Raw genomic sequence first — 11930 nt, forward strand, 5'->3', positions numbered from 1 at the left:
TGGCGAGCCCCGGCATGGTGGTTCAGAAAATGTAGTCGGTGGTCAGGAAGCTGGAGTCGCGATTGCGGATGATGTCACTGATCAGTTCTTTGTTGCGCTCCTGGAACTTGGTCGCTACCAGGGTGCGGATCGAGAAGGTGCGCAACGCATCATGCACCGACAGCGTGCCCTCGGCGGAGTTCTTGCGACCGTTGAAGGGGAAGGTGTCCGGGCCGCGCTGGCATTGGGCGTTGAGGTTGATCCGCCCGACCTGGTTGGCGAAGGTGTCCACCAGCCGGCCGATCACCGCCGGGTCGCTGCCGAACAGGCTCAGTTGCTGGCCGAAATCCGATTCCAGGACGTAGTCGATCACTGTGTCCAGGTCGCGGTAGGGCACGATGGGCACCACCGGGCCGAACTGTTCCTCGTGGTAGACGCGCATCTGCGGGGTCACCGGGTACAGCACCGCCGGGTAGAAGAACGACGCCCGGGAAGTGCCGCCGTCAGGGTTCACCACGCGCGCGCCATGGGCCTGGGCATCGGCCACCAGGGCGTGCAGGTAGTCGACCTTGCCGTGCTCTGGCAGTGGCGTCAGGGCCACCCCAGGCTCCCAGGGCATGCCCGGTTTGAGGCTCTGCAGCTTGGCGTTGAACTGCTCGATGAAGCGCTGCACCACGCTTTCATGGACGAACAGGATCTTCAGCGCGGTGCAGCGCTGGCCATTGAATGACAACGAACCGGTGAGGGCTTCGCTGACTGCGTTGTCCAGGTCGGCATCGGGCAGCACGATCCCGGGGTTCTTCGCGTCCAGGCCCAGGGCTGAGCGCAGGCGGTGCGGCTTGGGGTGGAGTTTCTTCAGGGCGCTGGCGGCCTTGTTGGTGCCGATGAAGGCGAAGATGTCGATCTTGCCGCTGGCCATCAGCGCACTGACGGTCTCGCGGCCGCTGCCGTAGATGACGTTGATCACCCCGGCCGGGAAGCTGTCGCGGAAGGCTTCCAGCAACGGGCGGATCAGCAGCACACCGAGCTTGGCCGGCTTGAACACCACGGTGTTGCCCATGATCAGCGCCGGGATCAGGGTGGTGAAGGTTTCGTTCAGCGGGTAGTTGTAAGGGCCCATGCACAGGGCCACGCCCAGGGGCACGCGGCGGATCTGGCCGAGGGTGTCCTGCTCCAGTTCGAAGCGGCTGGAGCGCCGGTCCAGTTCCTTGAGCGCCTCGATGGTGTCGACGATGTAGTCGCAGGTGCGGTCGAACTCTTTTTCCGAGTCCTTGAGGTTTTTGCCGATCTCCCACATCAGCAGCTTGACCACCGCCGAGCGCTGTTCGCGCATGCGCTGCAAAAACGCCTCGACGTGCTGAATGCGTTCGGCCACGCGCATCGTTGGCCAGGCGCCCCGGCCCCGGTCATAGGCGCACACCGCGGCGTCCAGGGCGGTGAGGGCGGTGTCGGCGTCCAGCAGCGGCGTACTGCCCAGGATCGCTTGTTGCTCACCGTCGGCCCCGCTCAGGTAGATCGGGCTTCTGACCTGGGCCACCGGGCCGCTCCAAGTGCGCAGTTCACCGTCCACCAGGTACTCCGTTTGTTCAACCGGGTCGGGCAGGCGATAGGGTTCGGGGATGTCGGCGGCAGCGGGAAACAGGTTGTTGAGGACATTGGTTGTGGTCATGACTCTACCCCGTGTTGGAAATGGCTCCGGCGCGGATGACTGACTGCGGCATCGCTCCAAGGTTTATACGCCTCAATGGCCCTAGGCTTTAGTGCTTTGTGCGGTCGGCGCGCAAACGCTCATGGTTTGAGGTTAAACGTTTCAGCGGCTGCCCAGCAACTGGCGGATCAGAGACGGTGTGCTGCCGGTCCAGCGTTTGAATGAGCGGCGGAAATTGGCCGGATCATTGAAGTTCAGGTAGTCGGCCACCGCTTCGTTGCTCCAGCCGCGCATCTGGTACAGGTACAGGGCCACGTGTTTGCGCACCTGATCCACTTGTTGCTGATAGCCGCTGCGGTGCTTGCTCAACTTGCGTTTGAGGGTCGCCGGGCTCATGGCGAAGGCCAGGGCCGTCTGCTCCAGGCTTGGTGCACGGCGCACGTGGGTTTGCAGGTAGCAGTACAGCGCATCGAGAAAGCTCGTTGCAAAGCCCAACTGGCGCAGGTGCTCATTGGCTTCCAGGCGCGCTACCTGGCCGGCGGTGGCTGAAGCCCTGGGCCAGGGCCGGGTCAGGAACTCCCGGGGAAGGCGCATCAGGTCCAGGGGGCGGTTGAACTGGGTCTGCTCGCCCAGGTGCACCCAGTACTGCTCGACGTAACGCGGTTCGGCGTGGCTGAAGCTGCATTCCCAGGGCAGCCGCTGGCCGCCGAGCCACTGACTCATGGCCGCCAGCGAGGTCATGCTGGCCTCCAGCACAAAGCGCCAGTGCTCGCCGGCTCCGCAGTTGTCCAGCCAGTAGCAATAGGCGTGGTGCTCATCCAGCACCAGGCGCGGGCTGGCCAGCGGGCTGAGCAGGGCCTGTTGCTGCACCAGGGCATCCAGCGCCTGATGCAGGTTCTGTGCATGGCGCAGGGCGTGACTGGCGGCGCCGTAATGCCCGGGCAGCAGGCGCTGGCCGAACAGGAAGCTGCTGTCGTCGGCGTCCAGCAGGCGTCGGCTGTTGCCGATCAGCGCCAGGAACTGCTGGGGGCTGAGGCGGGTCTGGCCGGCGAGGATGTCCTCGTGGAACAGCCCGGTGCCGCGCAGCAGGCGATGGCTGTCGATGTTCCGGGACAACGCCAGGTCGATCAGCGCCGCCGGTTGATAGTGCCCGGGGATGAAGCGGGTATCGGCTTCGTACCAGGTGGTTTTCACGGTCATGACGGCGCCTCAGGCGGTTTTCGCCAAGGGCTGCTTGGCCCGGGCCAGGGCCAGATTGAGGCGCTTGAGCAGACCTTCCGGGGTTTCCTCCAGGGCCATCACCACCGCGCTGCTGGCCGCCAGGTGCAGGCGCTCGCCGTGTTGCCGGGTCTTGTGGGCCAGGGCCTGCACGGCTTGTTGCAGCTCCAGGGCCAATAGCTGCGCCTGACGCTCCCCGGTGTTGGGCAGCAGCACCACGAAGCGGTCGCCGGCCAGCCGGCACAGCAGGTCCTGGCGCCGCAGGTTGAGCAGCAGCACATGGCTCAGGGCCTGCAATACCGCATCGCCCTCGGCGTGGCCATAGTTCTGGTTGATCGCCGCAAAGCGGTCCAGGTCCAGGGCCAGCAGCGACAGCGGCTGTTGCTGACGGCGGCTGTCTTCCAGACCAACGGCCAGCTCGCGTTTGAGGTACTCGGCGCCGGCCAGCGGCGTGAGCTTGTCGAACTGGCGGTGCTCGCGAAACAGCCGTTCCTTCTTTTCCATCTGCGCGCTGATGGCCAACTGTTCGCGGTGCCAGTGGTAGATGCCAATGGTCAGCAGGATCATGCCGATGGGCATTGGCCCGGACTCCAGCCAGTGGTCCCAGGTGATGCTGGCGGGCAGGCGGATGAACTCGTCGAGGCTGTCGATCCACCAGGAAAAGAAAATGCAGCTCAGGCCCAGGGCCAGGTAGTGGGTGACCCGTCCGGCGGGGCGGCTCTTGAGTACCAGCGCGAGCCAGACCAGGGCCAGCAGCGCCGAACCGCCTTCACCGATGATGTCCAGCCACTGCCACTCGTTGACCGGTTTCAGCGTGCCGCAAGCCAGATGCAGCAACAGCCCGGCATTGGCCGCCAGCAACAGCGCGGCGAGTTTCCAGCGATGGGGTTTGAGCACGCAGAACATGGCCGCGATCCTTTTGCCAGGAGTGAGAGGGCGCCAGCACAGCAGATGTTGATGACAGCCGGGTGACGACGGAAAAAACCTGCCGGAGGTCGAATCAGCTCACGCCGGTGGCGGTTTTTTTCTGGGTGCTCCAGCCGGTCGCGGTACGGGGGCGGCCATGATCCTGGCGGCGCCGGGCCCGGCGAGCCCGGAGGTTGCGCCCCGGCGGCGGGCTTGCACTGGCGTGCGCGAACCGGTTCATGCGGGGTGTGCGACACACCCCGCGATTCAGCGGTTGTAGCCGCTGTGCAAACAGGCGCAGGCAGGTTCTAGCGCTACGCCAAGGCCTTGCATGGCAGGTCATTTCAGCTCATTCCGAGCCTCGACCCCCTGGCCCGGGCACGTTTGTGCCCGCTGCAGCCGAGGCCTGTCACAGAACCGTCATTGGCCGACCCTAGCGTGCCCTCCCAGTTGCCGGGCCCCTTGCCCGGCGTTAGCGGACTCTTGGGGGAGGACCATCATGTACAGGCGCAGCAGTCCCGGGCTTGTCAGCTTTACCTTGACCGCGGTGGCCATGGCCATCGCCAGTGAACGCTTGAGCGCCGCCGAAACGGCTGCCACCGAGCACGTTCAAGTGGTGGGGCAGGCCGCCAGCATCGATCAGGCGCTCAAGGAGCAACGGCGTTCGGACAGCATCGAAAGCGTGGTGCACGCCGACGGCGTGGCCCAGTTGCCGGACCAGAACGTGGCCGAAGCGGTGCAGCGCCTGCCGGGCATCAGCATCGAACGCGATCAGGGCGAGGGGCGCTTCGTTAGCGTCCGCGGCCTGGGCCCGGACCTCAACAGCGTGACCATCAACGGCACCCTGGTGCCGTCCCCGGAGAGCAAACGCCGGGCCGTGGCCCTGGACGTATTGCCCTCGGAGCTGGTGCAGTCGCTGTCGGTGATCAAGACCCTGACCCCGGACATGGACGCCAACTCCCTGGGCGGCACCGTGGATGTGAAAAGCCTCTCGGCCTTCGACCACAAGGGCCTGTTCTACAGCGGCAGCAGCGAGGCCAGCTACGACCAGAACACCCGCCAGACCAGCCCGAAATTCTCCGGCGCGGCGAGCAACCGCTTCAGCCTCGGCGACGGCATCGACAACTTCGGCGTGGCCGCAGCCCTGAGTTGGCAGAAGCGCGATTTCGGTTCCGACAACGTCGAGACCGGCGGCGCCTGGGACTTCGAGCGGGGCGCCAGGTTGCAGTCTTTCGAGCAGCGCGACTATGCCATTAGCCGCGAGCGTGCCGGCGGCGGCCTGAACTTCGACTACCAGCCCGACGACGGCAGCCGTTACTACCTGCGCACCCTCTACAGCCGCTACAAGGACAGCGAGACGCGCAACTCCGCCAGCATCGAGTTCGCCGACCCCTTGGCCGCCGGGGAGCGCGGCGCCGCCGAGGCCAAGCGCAAGCTCAAGCAGCGCGAGGAAACCCAGGAGATCCAGTCCTACGTGTTCGGCGGCGAGCGCCTGCTGGGCCTGTGGACCCTCAGCGGCCAGACCGGCTACAGCCGCTCCAGCGAAGACAGCCCGGCGCATATCGCCGGGGCCACCTTCAAGGGCAACAGCGATTTTTCCGACAGTGGTTTCCATGACAACGGCAAGCCGCGCCCGGTGATGGGGGCGGGCTTCTACAACCCGGCCAACTACACCCTGGACAAGGTCGACTGGGAACAGCAGAACACCACCGACACCGAGAAGAACCTGCGTCTGGACCTGGCCCGGGACTATGACCTCAGTGGCTACGCCGCGCAGTTCAAGTTCGGCGGCAAAGTCAGCCGGCGCAACAAGGACAACGACCTGGAAGCCTGGGTCTACAAGGACTTCGATACCCTGGGCTTCACCGACCAGCAGCTCAACCTTGGGCAGTTCCAGAAGGGCAGCGTGGACTATTCCCTGGGCCGCTTCGGCCCGGGCATCAGTGGCGGCGCCATCAAGCAACTGATCGGCGGCCTGAATCCGGCGGCCTTCTACGACGAGGAAGAATCCCGGGTCAACGACTTCACGATCCGCGAAGACATCAACGCCGGCTACTTCATGAACACCCTGGATATCGACGACTGGCGCTTCATTGCCGGCCTGCGCTACGAGGGCACCGAGTTCGAGGCCAAGGGCACCGGGGTCACCGACGGCGCCTTCACCGCCAGCGATACCCAGCGCCGCTACCAGCACTGGCTGCCGGGGCTGCATGCGCGCTACCAGTTGGACAAGAACACCCAGCTGCGCGCGGCCTGGACCAAGAGCGTGGTGCGCCCGACCTTCGGCCAACTGGCCCCAGGCTTTGTCATCGACGGCGACGAGGCGAGCTTCGGCAACCCGAACCTCAAGCCCCTGGAGTCAAGCAACCTGGATCTGGGCATCGAGCACTACATGGGCCGCGCCGGCAGCGTCTCGGCCTTCGTGTTTTACAAGGACATCCAGAATTTCGTCTACAACACCGACCTGGCCGGCACCGGCGCCTGGAGCGGGTTCTCCGAGGCGCACACCTTCGCCAACGGCGACAGCGCCAAGCTGTATGGCCTGGAGCTGGCCTACTCGCAGAAGTTCGACTGGCTGCCGGCGCCGTGGAACGGCCTGCTGCTGGGCGCCAACAGCACCTTCAGCCGCTCCAGCGCGAGCATCGAAGGCTTCGACCAGAAGGCCGGGGTCAACCGCAAGCGCGACATCGACCTGCCCAACCAGTCGGACACCGTGGGCAACCTGATGCTCGGCTGGGAAGACGACACGCTCAGCCTGCGCCTGTCGGCCAACTACAAGTCGGCTTACCTCTATGAGCTGGCCTCGATCAGTGACAAGGCCCACGACCTGCACGTGGATGCCCAGACCTTCGTCGATTTCAGCGCCAAGTATTCCCTGAGCAAGAACCTGCAACTGAGCTTCGAGGCGCAGAACCTCACCGACCAGGCGTACTTCGTCTACACCGGCAACCGCTCCTACAACGCCCAGTACGAGGAATACGGCCCGACCTACACGCTCGGCCTGACCTTCACCCATTTCTAAGTACCGGGCCGTTGCCCGACTGCACCTCCAAGGATTGTGATGAGCACTGTATCGACCGCGAAAACTACCCTGCTGGCGCTGTGCATAGGCCTGGCCAGTGGTGCCGTCCTGACCAGTGGCACCGCCCTGGCCAGCAGCGCTGACCAGGCCGCCCCCGGCGTGCCGGGCCTGACCCTCGAACCCTGGGCCGAGCAGACCCCGGGCGTCACCGGGCTGGGCTTCGTGCCCGCCGGCACAGGCGCCGACCGGCTGCTGGCCAGCGAGCGCGAAGGCCTGTTGCTGCTGGATGAACGGGGCCGCCAGCTGGCCCGCTTCAAGGGCTCGTTCAACGGCCTGGACAGCCGCGCCGCCGGCCAGCAACTGCTGGTGGCCAGCCTCGACAACCAGCGCCAGCAGGCACTGCTGCTGAGCCTCGACCCGAAGGCCCGGCATTGGGGCCAGCCGCTGTACCTGCCGCCTCGCGACTTCCCGGTCAACGGCTTGTGCCTGTACCGCGACGAGGCCAGCAACCTGTTCCTGTTCCTGGTGGGCGAGGAGGGCAAGGGCGAGCAGTGGCTGGTGGGCCACGGCACGCAACTGAGCGCCGAGCCGCGACGGGTGCGTGGCCTGCCGCTGCCGCCGGAGGCCAAGTTCTGCCAGGTGGACGACGCCGCCCAGCAACTGCTGGTCAATGAACAGAATGTCGGCTGGTGGGCCTACCCGGCCCATGCCGAAGCCGACACCGCGCGCCAGCCGGTGGCCCTGCGCGCGCCCTTCGGCGACATCAAGAACAGCGCCGGGGCCATGGCCCTGGTGCCGGGCGGGGTGCTGGGCCTGGACCCGAACGCCGCGCAATTGCATCTCTATCAGCAGCAGGAGCAGGGCTGGTCGGCCCAGGCCACCTTGCCCCTGAGCGGCCTCAAGGAGGCGGAAAACATCGCCCTGCGCGCCAGCGCCAAGGGCCTGCAAGTGTTGCTGCGCGATGACGAGGATGGCCGCCTGTACCAGGGCCAGCTGGACTGGCAGGCCCACGCGCCGGCGCTGCCGCCGGTATTGCCCAATGTGCAGGCGATGGTGCAGAGCGAACCGGTGGGGCGTCAGGGCGATGCCGCCGATGACCCGGCAATCTGGGTCCACCCGCAGCAGCCGTCCCTGAGCCGGGTGCTGGGCACCAACAAGAAGCACGGCCTGCTGGCCTACGACCTGCAGGGCAAGCTGTTGCAGGAACTGGCGGTGGGGCGCCTGAACAACGTCGACGTGCGCCCCAACTTCAAGCTCGGCCAGCAGACCGTGGACCTGGCCGTGGCCAGCAACCGCGACCGCAACAGCCTCAGTCTGTTCGCCATCGACCGTACCAGCGGCGAGCTGCGCGAGGCGGGGGAGATCCCCACGCCGCTCAAGGCCATCTACGGCCTGTGCCTGTTCCAGCCCGCCAGCGGCGAGATCTATGCGATTGCCAACGACAAGGACGGCACCTTCGTCCAGTACCGCCTGAGTGCGCCGTCCGGCAGTGCCCAGGGCGAACTGGTGCGCCAGTTCAAGGTGGCCAGCCAGCCCGAGGGTTGCGTCGCCGACGACCAGCGCCAGCGCCTGTTCCTGGGTGAAGAGGACGTCGGGGTCTGGGCCCTGGACGCCCGCCCCGAACAACCGGCGACCCTGCACAGGGTGATCAAGGTCGGTGGCCTGTTGCAGGCCGATGTCGAGGGCCTGGCCTTGTACCAGAGCAACGCCCGCGACTACCTGGTGATTTCCAGCCAAGGCAACGACAGCTACCTGGTGCTCGACGCCGAGCCGCCGTTCGCTTCCCACGGTGCCTTCCGGATTGGCCTCAACGCCGCGGCGGGGATCGACGGCGCCTCGGAAACCGACGGCCTGGAAGTCACCTCGGCCAACCTCGGCGGGCCCTGGAGCCAGGGCCTGCTGGTGGTCCAGGACGGGCGCAAGCGCATGCCCGAACAAACCCAGAACTTCAAGTTCGTGCCCTGGGCGGAGGTCACCCGGGCCCTGAAGCTGCCCTGAGCCGCGCTGTCATCACCCGGTCATCGGTATTTCATCGAATAACCCCGTCGGCACGGCTCAGGCCCCGGCGGGCACCCGAGAAGGAGTTTCACCATGCAAGCCACACTCGAACACATGAGCATCTGGGGGCTGATCAGCGATGCCAGCCTGTTGGTCAAGGCGGTGATGCTGACCCTGCTCCTGGCATCCCTGCTCAGCTGGTACCTGATTATCCAGCGCGGCGCCGTGCTGCGCGGCCGTGAGCGTCGTTGCAACGCGTTCATCCAGCGTTTTCGCGCCGCCCCCGAGCTGCTGCCGCTGTACCGCGAAGTGGCCCATAAGGCCGATGGCGAGGGCGGCGTGGAACCGATCTTTGTCGCCGGCCATGAGGAATTCGACCACCTGCGCGGCGCGGCCGGTGGCGCCGCTGAAGGCGTGCTGGAGGGCGTGGAGCGGGCCCTGTACGTGGCCATCAGCGAGCAGGAAACCCGCCTGGAAAAGGGCCTGCAGTTTCTCGCCACCGTGGGTTCGGTCAGTCCCTATATCGGTCTGTTCGGCACCGTGTGGGGGATCATGAATTCCTTCCTCGGCCTGTCCCAGGTGCAGCAGGCGACCCTGTCCACCGTGGCCCCGGGCATTGCCGAGGCACTGATCGCCACCGCCATCGGCCTGTTCGCGGCGATTCCCGCGGTGATCGCCTACAACCGTTTCTCGGCCCGCAGCCAGACCCTGCTGACCCGCTACTACGCCTTTGGCAATGAGCTGCAAGTGCGGCTGCACCGCACCTTGCAGGGCACCCCGAGCCACCTGGCCGTGGCGGCCTGAGAGAAGGAGCAAACCGATGTTAGTCAGGCCGCAACGCAAGCACGGACCCAAGGCGGAAATGAACGTGGTGCCCTACATCGACGTGATGCTGGTGCTGCTGGTGATCTTCATGGTCACCGCGCCGATGCTCACCCAGGGGGTGAAGATCGAATTGCCCAAGGTCGCCAGCGAGGCCCTGGCCACCGACAGCCGCCAGCAGATCCTCACTTTGTCGGTGAAAGCCGAGGGCGGTTACTACTGGAGCCTGGGCAGCGAACTCGATACCCGGCACCAGACCGACAGCGCCGTGGACCTGGAGCAGATGCGCGCCAAGGTGGCCCAGGTGATTGCCCAGCGCGGCGACACCCAGGTGTACATCCGCGCCGACCAGGACGCCGCCTACGCCAGCGTGGTGGCGGCCATGGCCGCGTTGCAGCAGGGCGGGGTGCACAACCTGGGGCTGGTGACCGAGGCCCCGCAATGACGGCAATGATCATCCACAGCCCCACAGTGATGCCCATGACACCGACGGCGTCCGGCTTCTGGCGCAACAGCCTGGCGGCGACCCTGGCCCTGGCCCTGCACGCCGGGGTGCTGGCGGCGCTGGTGCTGGGCTGGCCGGTGGACAAACCGAAGGTCGAGGCACCGGCGGTGCTGACCACTCAACTGGTGATGCTGGCGCCAGCTGTGGCCCCCGCGGAACCGCTGCCAGCACTGGCCGAAGTGGCACCACCGGCGCCACCAGTGCCCGCAGCACCGCCCGCGGCTGCGCTGGAGCCTCCCAAGCCCCGGGTGGATCCCCAGGCGCAGGCGCAGAAGCTGGAACAGGCGGCCCTGGCGCGCAAGCGTGTGGAAGACCAGCAGCGTGAGCAGGCGCAGCAACGCCGGCAGCGCGAGCGCCTGGACGCCGAACAGCGCCAGCGCGACGCCGAGCAACGCCTGGCCCAGGAGCAAGCCCAGGCCCAGCGCGCCGAGCAGGCGCGGCTGGCCGCCGAGCGCGCGCGTCAGCAAGCGGCCCAGGCCGCCGCCGACAGCCGCCAGTACCAGCCCCTGAGCAAGGAGGCTCCGGACTACCCGCAGCGGGCCCTGGACAAGCACCTGGAAGGCGACTGCACCGTGGAATACAGCGTCAACCCCCAGGGCCGGGTGGAGAAGCCCAAGGTCATCGACGGCTGCCATCCGTTGTTCATGCGCCCGTCCCTGGCGGCGGTGGCGACCTTTCGGTATCAGCCGCGGCTGATCAACGGCCGGGCGGTAACGGTGCCGGCGGTGCGCAACACCTTTCACTACCGGATCCAATAAGACCGGGGCTCGCCGAGGCGGCCTGCCCGGTGGTCCGCCCCTGGCGCAGGAGGGCTGTTGTGATCCGTTCTGATGGCTGGGGCGGGCCACCAACCTTGGGCAAAGGTTCCCGGCCATTGCGCGTCAACGCTGACGCCAGCGACGCCGAGCGGTAAACTCCCCCCCGCCTTTATTCAGGAGTTCCCATGAGTTACTACCAACCCGGCATCCTCGCTGCCCCCGTTCCGTCCCAGGCCCGTCACCTGTTCTTTGCCCTTGAGTCCATCGAGGCGTTGCCCCAGGCCCTCGACCAGTTGCTGGCGCGGGTCGATGGCGCCTTGGCGGTGGCCGGTTTTGGTGTGTCGCTGGTCAAGGCCCTCGGTGCGCGCGTGACGGGCCTCAAAGCTTTCCCGGCCCTGGCCGGGGTTGGCGTCGACAACCCCTCGACCCAGCACGCGCTGTGGGTCTGGCTGCACGGTGACGAGCGCGGTGAGCTGATGCACCGCAGCAACGAGCTGGAGGCCGCGCTGGCCCCGGCCTTTCGTCTGGTCGGCATGCAGGAAGCCTTCCGCCATAAGAGCGGACACGACCTCACCGGTTATGAAGATGGCACCGAGAACCCTCATGAAGAGGCCGCCGTGGCTGCGGCGCTGGCCGAGGGTGAAGACGGCCTGCGCGGTGGCAGTTTTGCCGCGATCCAGCAGTGGCAGCACGACTTCAAGGGCTTTGCCGCCATGCAGCAGCAAGAGCGCGACCACATCATTGGCCGGCGCCTGAGCGATAACGAAGAACTGGACGACGCGCCGGCCTCGGCCCACGTCAAGCGCACCGCCCAGGAAAGCTTCACCCCGGAGGCCTTCATGGTGCGCCGCTCCATGCCCTGGATCGAAGGTGACAAGGGCGGCCTGATGTTCCTCGCCTTCGGTCACAGCCTGAACGCCTTCGAAGTCCAGCTGCGGCGCATGAGCGGCCTGGAAGACGGCATCACCGATGGCCTGTACCGCATGAGCCGACCGATTACTGGCGGCTACTACTGGTGCCCGCCGCTGCACAACGGCCAGCTCGATCTGCGGGCGCTGCAAGTGGCGAAATGAA

General features: G+C 66.5%; 9 protein-coding genes. 6 read left to right on the forward strand and 3 right to left on the reverse strand.

The window, feature by feature from the left end:
* Positions 1-22: 22 nt before the first annotated feature.
* The 3 genes from PLD_RS12035 to PLD_RS12045 all read right to left on the reverse strand — a co-directional run bounded on the left by PLD_RS12035 (position 23) and on the right by PLD_RS12045 (position 3751).
* Complete coding sequence (locus tag PLD_RS12035) at positions 23-1648, reverse strand: NADP-dependent glyceraldehyde-3-phosphate dehydrogenase (RefSeq protein ID WP_159892858.1); 1626 nt, start codon at positions 1646-1648, stop codon at positions 23-25.
* Positions 1649-1789: 141 nt separating this feature from the next.
* Entirely contained in the window at positions 1790-2827 is a 1038-nt protein-coding gene (locus PLD_RS12040; RefSeq protein WP_159892860.1) for an AraC family transcriptional regulator, read from the reverse strand.
* A 9-nt stretch (positions 2828-2836) separates the two neighbouring features.
* Positions 2837-3751 carry a GGDEF domain-containing protein gene (locus PLD_RS12045; protein ID WP_159892862.1) on the reverse strand — a complete coding sequence of 305 codons (915 nt, stop codon included), beginning with the start codon at positions 3749-3751 and terminating at the stop codon, positions 2837-2839.
* Between the two features lie 499 nt (positions 3752-4250).
* Between PLD_RS12045 and PLD_RS12050 the strand changes: the two genes are divergently transcribed.
* The 6 genes from PLD_RS12050 to PLD_RS12075 all read left to right on the forward strand — a co-directional run bounded on the left by PLD_RS12050 (position 4251) and on the right by PLD_RS12075 (position 11929).
* Positions 4251-6773, forward strand: coding sequence for a TonB-dependent receptor (locus PLD_RS12050; RefSeq protein ID WP_159892864.1), 2523 nt, complete (start codon positions 4251-4253; stop codon positions 6771-6773).
* A gap of 39 nt (positions 6774-6812) precedes the next feature.
* Positions 6813-8771: a phytase gene (locus tag PLD_RS12055; RefSeq protein WP_159892866.1), complete on the forward strand. Its 1959-nt coding sequence runs from the start codon at positions 6813-6815 to the stop codon at positions 8769-8771.
* Positions 8772-8864: 93 nt separating this feature from the next.
* Positions 8865-9575: a protein TolQ gene (tolQ, locus tag PLD_RS12060; RefSeq protein ID WP_159892868.1), complete on the forward strand. Its 711-nt coding sequence runs from the start codon at positions 8865-8867 to the stop codon at positions 9573-9575.
* A 16-nt stretch (positions 9576-9591) separates the two neighbouring features.
* The gene (gene tolR / locus PLD_RS12065; RefSeq protein ID WP_159892870.1) at positions 9592-10038 is read left to right on the forward strand and encodes a protein TolR; all 447 of its coding nucleotides are present in this window, start codon (positions 9592-9594) and stop codon (positions 10036-10038) included.
* A complete protein-coding gene (locus PLD_RS12070; protein WP_159892871.1) occupies positions 10035-10856 on the forward strand; it encodes an energy transducer TonB in 822 nt (273 codons plus the stop codon). Before tolR ends, PLD_RS12070 begins: the two co-directional genes overlap by 4 nt.
* A 185-nt stretch (positions 10857-11041) precedes the next feature.
* A complete protein-coding gene (locus PLD_RS12075) occupies positions 11042-11929 on the forward strand; it encodes a Dyp-type peroxidase (RefSeq protein WP_159892873.1) in 888 nt (295 codons plus the stop codon).
* Position 11930 lies beyond the last annotated feature (1 nt).

It is taken from the genome of Pseudomonas sp. LD120 (assembly GCF_009861525.1).
Classification (GTDB): domain Bacteria; phylum Pseudomonadota; class Gammaproteobacteria; order Pseudomonadales; family Pseudomonadaceae; genus Aquipseudomonas.